The sequence below is a fragment of the Parashewanella sp. 2304DJ23-3 genome, assembly GCF_056591695.1.
In genome coordinates this window covers 132,159-146,850 of the sequence record NZ_JBWQOH010000003.1, presented here as the reverse complement: position 1 = coordinate 146,850, position 14,692 = coordinate 132,159, and the positions used below count along the sequence as shown (strand labels likewise).

18 protein-coding genes are annotated in these 14,692 nt (G+C 37.8%); all 18 read left to right on the top strand.

Annotated features, from left to right (window positions below; translation table 11 throughout):
- Positions 1-227 precede the first annotated feature (227 nt).
- The 18 genes from AC1EU2_RS08670 to AC1EU2_RS08585 all read left to right on the top strand — a co-directional run bounded on the left by AC1EU2_RS08670 (position 228) and on the right by AC1EU2_RS08585 (position 14,677).
- Positions 228-2,153, top strand: coding sequence for an ATP-dependent DNA helicase (locus tag AC1EU2_RS08670; protein WP_480297824.1), 1,926 nt, complete (start codon positions 228-230; stop codon positions 2,151-2,153).
- Between the two features lie 69 nt (positions 2,154-2,222).
- A complete protein-coding gene (gene tsaB, locus AC1EU2_RS08665) occupies positions 2,223-2,918 on the top strand; it encodes a tRNA (adenosine(37)-N6)-threonylcarbamoyltransferase complex dimerization subunit type 1 TsaB (protein ID WP_480297822.1) in 696 nt (231 codons plus the stop codon).
- 112 nt (positions 2,919-3,030) lie between these two features.
- Positions 3,031-3,348 (top strand): hypothetical protein, encoded by a 318-nt coding sequence (locus AC1EU2_RS08660; RefSeq protein WP_480297820.1) that lies wholly within the window; start codon positions 3,031-3,033, stop codon positions 3,346-3,348.
- Positions 3,349-3,362: 14 nt separating this feature from the next.
- Positions 3,363-4,013 carry a M50 family metallopeptidase gene (locus AC1EU2_RS08655; protein WP_480297818.1) on the top strand — a complete coding sequence of 217 codons (651 nt, stop codon included), beginning with the start codon at positions 3,363-3,365 and terminating at the stop codon, positions 4,011-4,013.
- A gap of 37 nt (positions 4,014-4,050) precedes the next feature.
- Positions 4,051-4,911, top strand: coding sequence for an alpha/beta fold hydrolase (locus AC1EU2_RS08650; protein ID WP_480297817.1), 861 nt, complete (start codon positions 4,051-4,053; stop codon positions 4,909-4,911).
- A gap of 175 nt (positions 4,912-5,086) precedes the next feature.
- Positions 5,087-6,769, top strand: coding sequence for a long-chain-fatty-acid--CoA ligase FadD (fadD, locus tag AC1EU2_RS08645; RefSeq protein WP_480297816.1), 1,683 nt, complete (start codon positions 5,087-5,089; stop codon positions 6,767-6,769).
- Between the two features lie 10 nt (positions 6,770-6,779).
- A complete protein-coding gene (rnd, locus tag AC1EU2_RS08640; protein WP_480297814.1) occupies positions 6,780-7,907 on the top strand; it encodes a ribonuclease D in 1,128 nt (375 codons plus the stop codon).
- A 301-nt stretch (positions 7,908-8,208) separates the two neighbouring features.
- A complete protein-coding gene (locus AC1EU2_RS08635) occupies positions 8,209-8,691 on the top strand; it encodes a hypothetical protein (RefSeq protein WP_480297813.1) in 483 nt (160 codons plus the stop codon).
- Between the two features lie 124 nt (positions 8,692-8,815).
- On the top strand, positions 8,816-9,382 hold the full coding sequence (locus AC1EU2_RS08630) for a hypothetical protein (RefSeq protein ID WP_480297812.1): 567 nt from the start codon (positions 8,816-8,818) through the stop codon (positions 9,380-9,382).
- Between the two features lie 120 nt (positions 9,383-9,502).
- On the top strand, positions 9,503-9,772 hold the full coding sequence (locus AC1EU2_RS08625) for a hypothetical protein (RefSeq protein ID WP_480297811.1): 270 nt from the start codon (positions 9,503-9,505) through the stop codon (positions 9,770-9,772).
- Positions 9,773-9,893: 121 nt separating this feature from the next.
- Positions 9,894-11,024 carry an acyltransferase family protein gene (locus AC1EU2_RS08620; RefSeq protein WP_480297810.1) on the top strand — a complete coding sequence of 377 codons (1,131 nt, stop codon included), beginning with the start codon at positions 9,894-9,896 and terminating at the stop codon, positions 11,022-11,024.
- A 75-nt stretch (positions 11,025-11,099) separates the two neighbouring features.
- Positions 11,100-11,468, top strand: coding sequence for a VOC family protein (locus AC1EU2_RS08615; RefSeq protein WP_480297809.1), 369 nt, complete (start codon positions 11,100-11,102; stop codon positions 11,466-11,468).
- 74 nt (positions 11,469-11,542) lie between these two features.
- The gene (locus AC1EU2_RS08610; protein ID WP_480297808.1) at positions 11,543-12,319 is read left to right on the top strand and encodes a nucleotidyltransferase domain-containing protein; all 777 of its coding nucleotides are present in this window, start codon (positions 11,543-11,545) and stop codon (positions 12,317-12,319) included.
- A gap of 75 nt (positions 12,320-12,394) precedes the next feature.
- On the top strand, positions 12,395-12,607 hold the full coding sequence (locus tag AC1EU2_RS08605) for a hypothetical protein (protein WP_480297807.1): 213 nt from the start codon (positions 12,395-12,397) through the stop codon (positions 12,605-12,607).
- A 192-nt stretch (positions 12,608-12,799) separates the two neighbouring features.
- A complete protein-coding gene (locus AC1EU2_RS08600; RefSeq protein ID WP_480297806.1) occupies positions 12,800-13,459 on the top strand; it encodes a hypothetical protein in 660 nt (219 codons plus the stop codon).
- Positions 13,460-13,644: 185 nt separating this feature from the next.
- Positions 13,645-13,815, top strand: a complete 171-nt coding sequence (locus tag AC1EU2_RS08595) for a hypothetical protein (RefSeq protein ID WP_480297805.1) — start codon at positions 13,645-13,647, stop codon at positions 13,813-13,815.
- Between the two features lie 86 nt (positions 13,816-13,901).
- Positions 13,902-14,159, top strand: a complete 258-nt coding sequence (locus AC1EU2_RS08590; protein ID WP_480297804.1) for a hypothetical protein — start codon at positions 13,902-13,904, stop codon at positions 14,157-14,159.
- A 101-nt stretch (positions 14,160-14,260) separates the two neighbouring features.
- Positions 14,261-14,677 carry a hypothetical protein gene (locus AC1EU2_RS08585; RefSeq protein WP_480297803.1) on the top strand — a complete coding sequence of 139 codons (417 nt, stop codon included), beginning with the start codon at positions 14,261-14,263 and terminating at the stop codon, positions 14,675-14,677.
- Positions 14,678-14,692 lie beyond the last annotated feature (15 nt).

Sequence of the window (14,692 nt, the reverse complement as noted above, 5' to 3'; positions counted from 1 at the left end):
ATGATGATGTTGTTTAGTTGCCTTCGATAATAAATTCATGAGTAATATCTCTGTCTATAATTTGTTATAAATTTTGTGTCTAAAAAATGTGCTTTTTAGCGTGTTTTTTAAAACTAGCCATTTTCTTTATTAAATGCAATAGCTTTGAAAAAATATTTATGTTTCGTTCAGCTTTTGCATTATGCAATAATTTGTTTAAGAAAATATTACACGTGCAGGAATATCGCTTGTCTAACCGATATATCAATCAAGTCGAACACTTTTTTATAGAGGGTGGTCGGTTAGATAAATCATTAAAACAGTATCGGTTCCGCGAGGGACAACAGCAAATGGCTTTAGCGGTTGCTGAAACCATAAAGGCAAATAGTACTGTTGTGGTAGAGGCGGGTACAGGTATCGGAAAAAGCTTTGCTTACTTAGCGCCAGCACTAATAAAGAAGCAAAAAGTCATCATTTCAACTGCAACAAAAAACCTTCAACAACAGTTATTTGATAAAGATGTGCCGTTCATTGTCAGCTTAACCCATCCAGCTGCACGGATTGCTATTTTAAAAGGGCTGAGTAATTACCTATGCATCCGCAATTTAGAAAGTGAATTGAACACGGCAAGCACTCTTTCTGAGTCCGTACTTAGTGATTTACTGAAAGTTCAGCAATGGGCAGAAATTACTAAAGACGGCGACTTAAACCACATAAATGGTGTAAATGAGTCTTCACCCAGTTTGAATTTGGTTAGAACAAGGCAAGGCGATTGCACAGGTAAAAAATGCGACTTTTATGCACAATGTTACAGTCGTAAAGCAAAACTCAGAGCAAGCGAGTCAGACATATTAGTCATCAACCACCATCTTGTTTTTAATGAGAATTTTCTGGCGAGAGAAGGCGATGATGAATACAAAATTGACGCTGATGTTCTGGTATTTGATGAAGCGCATTCTTTAGCTGATGTGCTTGGGCAATTAGGTGGTTCTGTAATTTCAGAAAGCTTAATACGCAGAAGTATTGAACAGATCGTTAAGTTGTTTAAAGCAGAAATTGGCGACAGTCCGCCTTTTTTGAAAGCAATTGAGTCGCTCTACGTTGCTTTAGATTATTTTAAACAGTGGTTAAGCCATCACAATATTTCAAAATTGACCATGAATCATTTGCTGTCTCAACGAGATAGCGCAAGTTGCTTTTGGGACATGATCAATGCCTGCACTGATATCATCAATCACGGAAATGTTCTGGTTGGGCGTAATCAACAATTTGATGCTTACATAGTTGAATTTAATGAACTTAAAGAGAAGGTAGAATCATTAGCTACGACGTCCGACGTTCGATTTGTTCAATATTTGAGGTTCGAAAATGGGCGCTTTGAATTTGATACCATTTTGCATGACGTAAAACACGAATTAGCAAAGTATATCAATGACAAAACCGCAACGATTTTTACCTCTGCAACGCTATCCATCAATGGCAAACTTAATTATTTTACTAAACCATTGGGACTACACAAAGCCAACAGCTATGTCATTGATAGTCCGTTTGATTATCAACGACAAGCAATGCTGTATATTCCAAGAGTGATATTGTCACAAGATGAAGAAACACGGCTGCATGCATTTCATAAACTTTGTGAAAAGCTGATCAAGGCTAATGAAGGAAAATCTTTTATCTTATGCACTAGCCATAAAGCCGTACGTACTATCGGTGCTGCATTAACCAGAAGCCTCCATTACCCCGTGTTAGTACAAGGTCAAACTGGTAGACAAGCATTGCTGAAAAAATATCGCATATTAGGCGATGCTGTTTTGGTCGGTACCTACAGTTTTTGGGAAGGTATCGACATCAAAGGCAATCAACTCAGTAATATCATTTTCGATAAGCTACCGTTTCCATCCCCTGACGACTTTTTTGTAGAATCAAAGAGTGAATATATTTCACAGCAAGGTGGCGATTCATTCTCGAACAATATCCTTCCAACTGCAATTCAAAAGCTAAAGCAAGGTGTTGGCCGATTAATCCGCCATGAAAATGATTCAGGGCTTATCACAATATTTGATGAGAGGCTGGTTAATAAAGCGTATGGGCAGTATTTCTTAGCGTCAATTCCCGATCTACATCGAACTCGTAGTTTTACAAAAGCGAAAGATTTTTTAGAAAGGCTATAAGAACTTGGTAAATTCTCGTTATAATGTCGAACTTCTATATTTAACCAGTTTGAATAAGTTTTAACGTTAATGACTCATAAAACATTACTTGCAATCGATACTTGTACTGAGCTTTGTTCTGTAGCCGTACAAGTTGGTGAAAAAATCTATTCTGAAGCCGTGGATGCTCCAAGAGAGCACAGCCAAAGACTTTTACCATTAGTAGAAAAACTGGTTACTGAAGCTGGCATTGCGCTTTCTGATCTTGACGGAATTGTCTATGGTCGAGGCCCTGGTAGCTTCACGGGCATCCGTATATGCACGAGTATGGCTCAAGGCTTAGCATTAGGTCAAAACCTTCCTGTGTACGGTGTTTCTACTCTGGACTCTATGGCGCAGCAAGCCGCTGACTTAGGCGCTGAGCATATCCTTTGTGCCATTGATGCAAGAATGAACGAAGTCTATTGGGCTGAGTACACGGCCAATAATAATGTGGTAGTGGCTGTGGAGAATGAAAAAGTATCTCGCCCTGAAAATGTAACTTTGATTCATAACGATGCTGAACGTTTTGTGGCATGTGGTACGGGCATTGACACGTATCCAGAGTTACTGTCGAACGTCAACAATACACACATCGAAGTTATGGCAAAGTTCCCTACAGCTGAATCTATGCTCAAGTTAGGTCAAAGTGCATGGTCTGAAGGTAAATTTACTCCAGTTGATGATTTAGCGCCGGTTTATGTGCGTGACGAAGTTACTTGGAAAAAATTACCAGGACGAGAGTAAGCTCCTAAGCGTTGCTCCCGTGAAAACGGGAGTGCTATGAGACTGAAATAGATATTGAAATTTAACAAGTCGTTAACTATTCTTTGTTTAAGCTACATTTATGGACAGGTAAATGAACATCGACTCAAATTTGTCGTATAACTCCATCGGTCAAACAACCTCGACCTCAACTGGCGTTGTTCCTGTTAATAATTCTCAGTCTAAAGTTGATAACGGTAGTGACTCACCTCAAGCTATTAGCGGCGAGTTAGTTGAACATCAGCGTCAGCCACATACACAGATAACAATAGAGCAATGGCGACACAGTCGAGTTCATATAGAAACAACAAATCCAATCAGCAATAAAGCCATATCTCAATATTTACTTACACAATTTGCAGTAGAAAGAGAAAATATCAGGCAGAATATAGGTATTGATACCTACGCTTAGAACTCTGCACACCTATGCAAAATAAAGCTCAACAATACAAACTTCATTTTTGGTTCTTTTTTATCTTGAGTGCCATTGTCATTCAAATTCCTATCGTCAGCATTCCTTTTAGTTGGGTCGAGACCTTTTTTCATGAAATTAGTCATGGCTTAGCAACATTAATAACGGGCGGCAGTATCAGTAAAATTCAATTACTGGCTAACGGTGCTGGTTATTGTTACAGCTATGGTGGATGGCCAATTTTGATCGCATTTTCTGGTTATGCAGGGGCTTCAGGCTTTGGTTTGCTTCTTTATCAGTTGGCTGCAACAACAACCTCTAAGTTCGCTAAATTTATTTCTGGCGCAATTACTTTTCTTATTGCCTTATGTTTAGTGTTGTGGGTAAGGGATGTATTGACGGTGCTCATTTTATTGGTGATCGCCTCACTCTTTGTTTTACCGCTAAAATTTGCTTCCTCAAGCTGGCTGAAATATTTGACCCAATTTATCGGCATGACGGTTATCATCAACGGTTTATTCAGTGCTGTTATGTTGATAGGGAGAGGGCATGTAGGGGATGCAGCCAATCTCGCTAAAATGACATGGTTACCTGCACAAGTCTGGACGGTTTGTTGGTGTATTATTGGTTGTTTGGCACTGTATCGCGCATTTAAAGTTCGATAACCCTTCACTTACTCATTATTAATTTTTGGTGCTATAAATGTTCAAAGGAAAAGAACTCGAAATAAAGCTTCCACATATAACATTGGCTGCACAAGAATGGGGTGAGTCGGGTAAGCCTATTCTTCTGGCTACACACGGGTGGTTAGATAACTCGAACAGTTTTGTGCCTCTCGTTGAATTTCTTAATGACTACAGAATCATTGCTATTGATTTTCCGGGGCATGGTTTGTCACATCATCGCCAAACGGGGTATCCGCTTCACTTAACCGACTATGTGTTTGATCTTGAGCAAGTTATCGAACATTTAAAACATGAATACGATATTGATAAAGTGAACCTATTAGCGCATTCCTTTGGCGGCATCATTTCTTTGATATACACGAGTGTTATGCCTCAGAATGTCGAAAAGTTGATCATGCTTGATATCCTAATGCCACTGTTTGAGATGGAATCTAATGCGAAACATCGATTACACCAAAGTTTGATCGACCATAAAGCTCAGGCAAATTTAGATATAACACTTAAAACATACTCTTCGATAGATACTGTCGCTAAAGTGAGAGAGAAAGTAACTGATCTAAACTATGCTAATTCAAAGTTAATAGTGGCACGTAACTTAAAACCAACATCAAACGGTGTTGTTTGGCGTACAGATCCCAAGCTTAAACTAACATCAGCTTGGCGTTTTAGTTTTCAGCAGGTAGAGTCATTAATCGATCATGTTGAAGTGCCTGTTTTAGTTATTTTTGGTAGTCGAAGTAAAGCGCAACTACAACTGAATTTATTCCAAACGAAATTCAGTTCACTTGTGAGTGAAGTCATTGAGGGCGGACATCACATCCATATGGACAACCCTAAACCCGTTGCGGATGCCATTCGTTCTTTCATTGACCAGTGATGACTAGGATTTTTGCTCTAGATATGTGATTATGAGCAGCTCAAATTCAAACGCACGTATGATATTCGGTAAGTTGGTATGATTCATTTATTAGAACATACTAGAAATAAGATGCGTATTTACTTTTTTATAAGCAAATTTGCTTAGTCGCTATTATTAGCATCGGGAGAACATAGTGGAACAACTTTGGCTAAATAACCTTCCTGAGGGTGTACCAGCAGACATCGAACATGGTAAGTATTCTTCATTAGTTGAGATGTTTGAAGAATCGGTAAGCAAATTCGCTGACCAACCTGCTTTTATGAACATGGGAGCAACAGTTACTTACAGAAAGCTTGAAGAACGCAGTCGAGCTTTTGCTGCTTACCTTCAAAATGAATTGGGGTTAAAAAAGGGCGACAGAGTTGCCTTAATGATGCCAAACGTTTTGCAGTATCCCATTGCACTTTTTGGTGTGTTACGTGCCGGAATGGTCGTGGTCAATGTTAACCCGTTATACACACCTCGAGAGCTGAAGCATCAACTCAATGACTCAGGTGCCAAAGCGATCGTTGTCGTTTCTAATTTTGCGAATACCTTGCAAAAAGTCATTGATGAAACACCTGTCGAGAATGTCATTATTTCGAGCTTAGGTGACTTATTAAGTACACCAAAACGTACCGTTGTTAATTTTGTCATTAAGTATATTAAGAAGATGGTGCCCGCTTATCATCTTCCACATGCGCTTTCATATCGTAAAGCCTTATCTAAAGGTCGACGCCTACAGTACGTTAAGCCAGAATTAAAAGAAGATGATTTAGCCTTCTTGCAATATACCGGTGGTACGACGGGTCTTTCTAAGGGCGCAATGTTGAGCCACAAAAATGTGGTTTCGAATGTATTGCAAGCCAGTGGCGCTTATTCACCGATCCTTGATAATGGCAAAGAGCTTGTTGTTACAGCTTTGCCGCTGTATCACATCTTTGCATTGACCGTGAACTGCATGTTATTTCTGCACAAAGGTGCAAAGAACTTATTAATTACCAACCCAAGAGATATTCCTGGATTTATATCTGAACTGTCAAAGTATGACTTTTCAGTATTAACAGGCGTGAATACGTTATTTAATGCACTTGTGAATAATCCTGAATTCGCCAACCTTAATTTTGACAAGTTAAAATTGTCGATCGGCGGTGGCATGGCTGTACAGCGTGCAGTTGCGGATAAATGGCAAGAGATCACAACAACTCGATTGTTAGAGGGCTATGGCCTTACCGAGGCGTCACCATTGGTTTCGTGTAATGCATACAACTCTGAAGGGTATAATGGCTCGATTGGTTTACCTGCACCGGGCACTGATATACAAGTCCGTGACGATAGCGGCCTTATATTACCTCAAGGCGAAACGGGTGAGCTATTTATTAAAGGCCCACAAGTGATGCAAGGCTACTGGGGCAATGAAGAAGAAACCAAAACTGTTATCGATGAAAACGGTTGGCTCTCAACGGGTGACATCGGCTATATGGATGAACAAGGTCTGTTTTATATTGTTGATCGCAAAAAAGACATGATTTTGGTTTCTGGTTTTAATGTGTTCCCGAATGAAATTGAAGATGTTGTTGCCTTACATCCAAAAGTTGTAGAGGTTGCGGCTATTGGCGTGCCATATGAGGCAAGTGGTGAAGCGGTTAAAGTGTTTGTGGTGTCAAAAAGCAAAAAACTGACTGAAAAAGATATCATTAAGCATTGTCGCGTGCACCTCACGGGTTATAAAGTGCCTAAATTTGTTGAATTCCGTGATGAATTACCTAAGACTAACGTTGGTAAAATACTTCGCCGTGAATTACGGGACGAAGACCTAAAGAAAACGAATGGATAAGTATCACTAAATGATGTTTGATAAAAAGTTTCCAGTAGTAACTTTTATAGATACACAAGAATCGCTTAACCAGCTGGTAGAGCAATTAAAGCAAAGTAATATGATTGCTTTAGATACTGAGTTTGTTAGAACTCGTACCTACTATGCTCAGTTGGGTTTAATTCAAGTATACAATGGGGATGTGCTTGCATTAATCGACCCTGTTTCAGGTATTAACTTAACTGAATTTTGGGGTTTGCTTAAAAACGAAAGCATTCTCAAAGTATTACATTCTGCCAGCGAAGACCTTGAGGTCTTTGCGCATTATGGTGAGGTAATGCCAACACCGTATTTTGACTCTCAAATAGGTGCAGGCTTTGCCAAGATGGGACATGGCCTTGGTTATGCTAACCTTGTTCATCAACTATTGGGCATTGAATTAGATAAAGGTGAATCGAGAACGGATTGGATAAAACGCCCGTTATCGGATAAGCAGCTCACCTATGCGGCTAATGATGTATTTTATCTTTATCATTTGTTTCCAATGCTCAAACAAAAGCTCGAAGAACTAGGGCGCTGGGATTGGGCTTTAGAAGAAAGCGCAAATATGTGTCAGGGCAGGTTAGATGCCATTGACTATGATAATGCCTACTTAAAAGTGAAAAATGGTTTTCAGCTCAGTCAAACTCAACTGGCTTACTTAAAACCTATCGCAAAATGGCGCTTAAAAACCGCCGTTAAAAAAGATATTGCGGTAGGGTTTATCATAAAAGATCATGCTTTAATTGCCTTGGCCAAGGCGAAACCAACTGCGTTTGCGCAACTTTCGCGTGTAAAAGAGTTAAATGAGCACGAAAAACGTAAGTTCTCAAAGGCCATCCTGTCTAATCTGCAACATGCCGATTTAGAAAACTTACCGCCAAAAATTGATGTGATTGCATTTAGGCCAGATTACAAACAAAGCTTTAAAGCGGTTAAAGCAAAGTTAGTCGCCATTGCTGAAAACAACGAAGTGCCCATTGAGATATTTGCTTCAAAAAAATACATTCATGACTTTTTGAATTGGTACTGGAGCGACAGTAAAGACAACAATCCTAAATTACTGATCGGTTGGAGAGGATCGTTAGCCTTATCCACACTCTCTACGTTAGAACTTTAATGAACAAGCCTGATTAATATCAGGCTTTTTTATGTGTGCTACTAAAGTAGATTCAGACAAAAATCCCAGCGTAAAAACATACATTAATGACTATGTTCATGCTTTACGTTATAAAGCAGAAGTTAATCCCACTTTTATATATTCAGTACGAATTAATCATGCTGTAAATGCTTGGACATAAAGACTTCGCATACTTGTTTTGGTATATTCTTCTGTATAAATGGAAGGGAAATAGATGCGCCAAAACGTTATTTTTTCTCTCGAAATAGGGTGTTATGCCTATTGTTCCTAGGATGAGTACATGTTTTCTCATATTAAAAAGCTATTTTCAAAAAAAACCTCAAATAAAATCCAATCAAGAGAGTTGGATACATATTTTATGACTGGATTAAATGAATGTAGTTGTATCCCTGAAATACGATATGAGTTGGTGTTGTGTCACTTAAGACATCAATCAAAGTTAGATCATGCAACGATTGAGTTTGAATTTAATGTTGATGAAAGTGGTTCTAAAGAGATCTTTGCGACAATAAGACATATCTACAACAAAGCTACTTGCGATAAAGCATGGGATGATAACTATATAAAAATGTATACATCGGGGCTCGTGAAAAATGCCATTCTAAAAAAAGCTGGCTCAAATGAGCATTGTGACTACTGTTTAGCCAGGTTTGATAAAATAATTCCTATTACAGTCGAAGTATTTAATGCATTTAATAAAAACTGTAGCTGTAAGCCTTATAAAGGTTCTTTTTTTGAACCAGTAATTAGCTTTGATAAATAGGCATACAAGCAATTTAACGGGACTGCAAACTGTTTGGCTCTTCACTGCACTTCGGGTTATAGCCAACCAGCATTTGCCATTTTGAATGGGCGTTAGGCCATTATTAATAAATATCGAGAATAGTATGTCTGAAGCTAACTGGGCTAGAAAAATTTGTGAACGCTTACATAATCAATTGAAAGATGAAAACCCTTCAATTGCAGTAGATACCGAACAAAGCCTTATGTATTCATTCGAAATATTTGAATATACTGATAACGATATAAGCAATCAAAATAATAAAAAATACAAAACAGATATATTGGTATATGAATGGGTAGATAAAAATAAATGGGTTCCGAGAGTTGTAATCGAGACAAAATACAAAAGTATTAACACCCACGATTCAATAACATACAGTAAGAAAGCTCATGATCATAAATCTTTACACCCATATCTAAGATACGGGATTTTTATGGGTAACATGGCAAAACCTGAAATACCTGCTCGCCTTATTCGTCATGGGTTAGAGTTCGACTTTATGGTTGCATGGGGCAGTTCTAAAGGTACAGTTGCAGAGTGGAATGAGTTTCTTTCAATTATAAAGTTTGAAATTGAAGCATCACGAGAAATGGAAAAGGTTTTAAGAATTGCTAAGCATAAACCTTCGAGTATTCACAAGCGGTTATTTATCAATCAAAATCATGCGTAGCATGCGCTTCAACAAGGGTGAATACTGGTTGGTTCCTACGCTGCGCTTCGGATTTTAGCCAACCACATTTGCCCGTTAACTGGGCGTTATATTTACAATCCACCAACGAGAATAGAAGTAATGAAAAGTAGTACGTTGAGTTTAATTTTATCTGTATCTTTAGTTGCATTAAGTGGTTGCGCTGCAAATAAATATGAATCGTCTAATGGATGGGTTCAAAAAGATGGTAGCCCTATTCAAGAGCAAGCTAAATTAAAAGCAGCATTGAAAGCCTGCGATCATCAAAGAACATATCGTGCAGCAATGATTGATACCGATGGTGATTCAATGCGTAAATTGTTGGCTGCTAGTTCCTGTATGGAAGAAAAAGGGTTTACTGAAAAAAAATAAATATACCGAGTACTTAAACAAGAGCTAAGCCGTTTGGCTTTGCTTCCTTGTCGAAAGTAAATACGCAAACATCTTACGCCTGTTAATTGGGCGTTACATACCAAAGGACGGTACAGCATTAATGGAAGGTTATAGATATTCAGAATTAGATTGGTTAAGAGTGGGGTTAATCTTCGCTGTTTTCATGCACCATGTGTTTATGCCGTTTAATGGTGATGGTTGGCATGTCATGAATGCTGATTCGAGTAAGTTGCTTGATGACATTATGGTTTACTTTGAACAGCTGCGTCTCCAATCGTTATTCTTTGTCGCAGGTGCAGCTAGTTTCTTATTACTTCAAAAAGTGAAAGTAACAGAATTTCTAAAGAGTAAATTTCACAGATTACTGATGCCCTTGCTTATCGGTATGATAGTCATAGTGCCGCCACAAGGGTATTATGAAAACATAAGTGATTATACAAACTTGGTAGATGCGTACCAGCAATTAGCATTGTCGTTTAATGCCAACCATCTATGGTTTATCGAGTTTCTTATTGTTTTTATGGTGCTGGCTATTCCAATCAATAAAGCATTATTGAGTAATGCGGGTAATGTGTTAATTCAGTTTCTTGAAAAGCTGGTTGATTCAAAATATGGGTTATTCTCTTTAGTGTTTGGCCTCATTTTGATCAGGCTGAGCTTAAAGTATTTTTTGCCATCACAAAGCAATGGCATAGAGAATCTGTCAGTTTCTGTGTTCTATCTTTGTTTTTTCGTTGCCGGAATGTGTTTTATTAAAAGCGCTAACATATGGCATTCTATCGCTCGGTACCGAAGAACAAACTTAATCATCTTTATCGTTAGCTCTGTGTTGTTTTATGCGTATTATTTTAAACCCGATATCAGTGATTACGTTTCATTAGAGATCAGGTGGCAGATATGGTGGTTGGTTTGTACTTTGGTGTCATGGTCTGGATTATTAACCTTAGTTGGTTATGCGAGTGCCTTTTGCAAGGAATCACCTCAATGGCTGCGTTCAGCAAATGAGTTGATTTATCCGTTCTATATTCTGCATCAGACTGTTATTGTCGGGTTCGCCTTTTATATCGTGCAATGGAATGCTGGGATAGCGTTGAAATCTATAAGCCTGCTATTGTCCTCTTTGTGCGTTTGCGTCACCATTATTTATCTAATGATAAAACCATTTAATGTGTCACGTTATATGTTCGGTCTAAAACTTCGTAAGCACAGTCGGGAGAATGGTACTCGTTAGCGATACCTTGTATATTCAAGTACGCTATTTCAGCGAGATAAAATTTGAGTAAGTCGCTTTATTGGTAGGAGAAGTATGGTGCAAGATCTTAGATTTCATCACATCGGTATTCCTACATCTGAGGATTTACCTGTTGAAGACTACAACGAAGCGTTAAAGCTTCATGCAGCAGGTTATTTCGACTCTCCCTATGCAATAGAATGGATGAAGTTTGATAAAGATAATGATCTTCCGGAGGTTATCAAAAAAGTTCCTCATGTCGCTTTTGTTGTTGATAATTTAGCAGAGGCAATTGCAGGTAAAAATATTGTTTTGGAACCAAATAGCCCTACAGAAGGTGTAACGGTAGCCTTTATTCTCGATGGTCGGAATTTAATTGAGTTAATGCAATTCGACAAACCCGAGCAAGAAGTTTGGCCTCATCCAAATAAATTCAAGATCTAGACGCTTTTCAGCTCGGTATCAGTAAACACTTTATGTGATGCTTTACACAAGTGGGCCCCAGTTTCAGGACAGTTATGGTCGAAGAAAATATAAAACAAGAAATTCTAAAAAGAATCAGAAATGCGGAAGAAGAACACAATGTCAAAGTGCTTTATGCTATTGAGTCAGGCAGTAGAGCGTGGGGCTTTGAATCTCCAAATAGCGATTATGATGTAAGGTTTATCTATTCTCATCCGAAGGATTGGTATTTATCCGTTGACCTTGACCATAAGCGTTATGTTATTGAATACGAGATCGTTGATGAAATCGATATAAATGGCTGGGATATTAGAAAGGCTCTGCAGCTTTTTGGGAAATCGAACCCAGCTTTTGTTGAGTGGTTACAGTCTCCCATTGTTTACGTTGATGACAAGGTGTTCGCTGAAAAAGCCCGAGAGCTTATGGGTGATATTTATTCTATAGAGAAGGGCATTTATCACTACAGAAGCATGGCGAAGACCAATTACCGTGGTTATCTGAAAACTGAAATCGTACCTCTGAAGAAGTACTTTTATGTCTTGCGTCCTCTACTTTCAATCATGTGGTTAGAAAAGTGTCAAGAACCTGCACCGATAGAATTCGACAAGCTTCGCTCTCTCATACCTTCTGATTCGAATTTAGATTTGACAATATCTGATTTACTGGAGAGAAAGAAGAGGAGCTTAGAAAAAGAACTTGCGCCAGCTGTTCCAGAGCTCAATGCGTTTATCGAAAGTGAACTCGAACGTTTGGAAAGCTATCAAGGATTGACTGAGTCAAATCAAACACACATAGAATTATTAAATTCCTTATTCCGTGACAGCTTGAGCTAACAGGCACATAGAAAGAATACTTAATGCGCCTTGTTTGGCTGCTAGCTTAATGTATAAATTAAAAAGGTAATTAAAATGGCAAGAAGTAGGAAATCATTCTCGTTTGTGCAGATAGCGATTGTCGCAATTATCGCAACGGTTATAAAGAATCTACTAAAAAGCAACATTGCCTATTTGAATAATGCCAACTTTGTGATGGATTTGTTGCTGTTCTCGGTTATCTTTATCCCTATAATGTATTTCGTTCTACCAAACTTAAAACGTTTATTCAGTCGAGATAACAGTTAACAGATCATTCAATCAATATTTACTCAAGTAGTAAGCCATGAGTCATCGAACTCTTGCATAATAATTTTAATAAACAGAGGCAAAAATGGATCCGTTTATTGCGAATAACTTCTTAACTTTTACTATCAGTATTTTGGTTTTTTTTGCTAGTATTCAAATAAATAAGCGAATCGACTTTTTGTGTAAATATAAATGAAACTTTTTTTACTATTATTAAGTTGTACTCTCTTATCCAGTTGTGCAAATGTGAGCTATCACAAGAGTAGCGTTGCATCTTTAACACATAAGCCAACTTTTGATACTGATAAGACCTATACCTATTATGATCGGGTCGTTTCAAATGTATTTGAGTTTGGCGAATTTGAAATTAAAGTAAATCCTCATAACTCAGTTAGAACAGACGGACGTTTTGAGTTAGCTTTTATTCCAGTTGAGCAATATGGCTCAAATATTGGGTCAGTCGGAGAATCTCCTTTTCAAATTAGTGTTAGTGTAAAAGGAGAGAAAGATAGAATTGGCTTTCTGCCTTTTAAATCAATACTCAATAATAATTTAGACGTTAAGCAGGTGAGGTGGCGAGAGCCTATTCCATCATGTGATTTTCATTATTCTCGCTGGATCACTTTAGAATTAAATTCAATGCACATTGTGAAAGATAGGCAAAGATATCAACAAAAAAAATGCCTGAAACAAGGGTGGGTTGAGTATTTACTTGTATTTAATACAAAGACGCCGAGTCCTGACACTAAATTTAATTTAGAGTTATCGTTTCAATACATCGATACGAAGAAACGAGTCAATAAAAAGCTTTTCTTTGAAGGTGTTAATTTTGTTTCGACTCAGACTCATTAAGACGAATATGCAAACGGTGATTACTTCCTTATACATTTGAAATATGAAGGTAGTTCAACACGTAATATTTTAACGAGAGAATGAAGCTGTTAAGTTTGTATACTTTGCTTTTTGTAAGGTAAAACTATACGTTGTGCATGCCTAAGTACGTTGATTTATGAATATTATGAAAAGGAAATTTGTACTTGAAGTTTTTACACAGAATATTATTGCTTTTAGCACTCGTATTTACTGCTATTGTTTGCCATGTGGCTGGTAATGCGACGGGTACAGTTACATTTATTATTTTGGGTGTCGCTTTCGAACTGCTGTTTTGGTTGCACTTAATTCCAAAAAAGAAGCAGCACAACAATTAATCACCTAATTAATAATCTAGAGCCGTTAAAGTAGGTAGAGCCAGTAGTTTTCTTTACGGCTATTTTATTTATGAAGATACATCAATATGAATTTGAAAGTTACTGTTCTAATCGCTGCGAGTTTATCCATTATCGGCTGTAGTACAAATCCTATTTATGAGAAAGTCGCACAATGTCGTGGCGCAGCACCAATATGTCTGGGAGTGGCCGCAATTATTGACGCATCATCAAATGCGAGTTCATCTGGGCAAAAATGTGCAGAGATGTCAGGTGTTAAGAAGCAGCAATGTATAAAGCAAGTTAATGAGCTAAAAAAGCGTATTGCGCAAAGCAGTAAGCAATAATTAATAAAACACTTGGACAAAGATGCAAACCTTTTCGTGTTTGCTCGTTCATCATGAATTACAATATATCTTTTGCCTGTTAATTGGGCGTTATTATTACTATGAATAAATTAACGTTACGTCTACTCTTCATTACAGATTATTTATTAGCCTTTGCGCCTGGCTTATATGATAGTTTTTTCCCCAGTGAAATTGTAGAAACTTTAAATTTTCAACTATCTGATGTTGAGGAATCACTCAGTCAATCAGATGATTTTATTGGGATCACTCTGATCATAGTTGCTATCGCACTTACATTAGTCTGTCTCGTTGGTTTACTTTTGTTTAAACCGTGGGCTAGACACGTATATTTATTCAGTGTGCTTGTTGCTATTCCAACATATTTCATGGATGAATTATGGCTTTTAAGTAAACCTGCTCAATTGTTGAGCGACGTGTCATACATGTTCAATGGTGGGATTATCGTGTTACTCTATTTCAGTTATGCGAGAAGTTACTTTTTACCATCAAGAACATAGGTAGAAACATTGGTA

Coding starts and splice junctions, on each gene's coding strand:
- tsaB (WP_480297822.1), top strand. CDS start 2,223: ATGACTCATAAAACATTACTTGCAATCGATACTTGTACTGAGCTTTGT.
- AC1EU2_RS08660 (WP_480297820.1), top strand. CDS start 3,031: ATGAACATCGACTCAAATTTGTCGTATAACTCCATCGGTCAAACAACC.
- AC1EU2_RS08655 (WP_480297818.1), top strand. CDS start 3,363: ATGCAAAATAAAGCTCAACAATACAAACTTCATTTTTGGTTCTTTTTT.
- AC1EU2_RS08650 (WP_480297817.1), top strand. CDS start 4,051: ATGTTCAAAGGAAAAGAACTCGAAATAAAGCTTCCACATATAACATTG.
- rnd (WP_480297814.1), top strand. CDS start 6,780: ATGATGTTTGATAAAAAGTTTCCAGTAGTAACTTTTATAGATACACAA.
- AC1EU2_RS08635 (WP_480297813.1), top strand. CDS start 8,209: ATGTTTTCTCATATTAAAAAGCTATTTTCAAAAAAAACCTCAAATAAA.
- AC1EU2_RS08630 (WP_480297812.1), top strand. CDS start 8,816: ATGTCTGAAGCTAACTGGGCTAGAAAAATTTGTGAACGCTTACATAAT.
- AC1EU2_RS08625 (WP_480297811.1), top strand. CDS start 9,503: ATGAAAAGTAGTACGTTGAGTTTAATTTTATCTGTATCTTTAGTTGCA.
- AC1EU2_RS08620 (WP_480297810.1), top strand. CDS start 9,894: ATGGAAGGTTATAGATATTCAGAATTAGATTGGTTAAGAGTGGGGTTA.
- AC1EU2_RS08615 (WP_480297809.1), top strand. CDS start 11,100: ATGGTGCAAGATCTTAGATTTCATCACATCGGTATTCCTACATCTGAG.
- AC1EU2_RS08610 (WP_480297808.1), top strand. CDS start 11,543: ATGGTCGAAGAAAATATAAAACAAGAAATTCTAAAAAGAATCAGAAAT.
- AC1EU2_RS08605 (WP_480297807.1), top strand. CDS start 12,395: ATGGCAAGAAGTAGGAAATCATTCTCGTTTGTGCAGATAGCGATTGTC.
- AC1EU2_RS08600 (WP_480297806.1), top strand. CDS start 12,800: ATGAAACTTTTTTTACTATTATTAAGTTGTACTCTCTTATCCAGTTGT.
- AC1EU2_RS08590 (WP_480297804.1), top strand. CDS start 13,902: ATGAATTTGAAAGTTACTGTTCTAATCGCTGCGAGTTTATCCATTATC.
- AC1EU2_RS08585 (WP_480297803.1), top strand. CDS start 14,261: ATGAATAAATTAACGTTACGTCTACTCTTCATTACAGATTATTTATTA.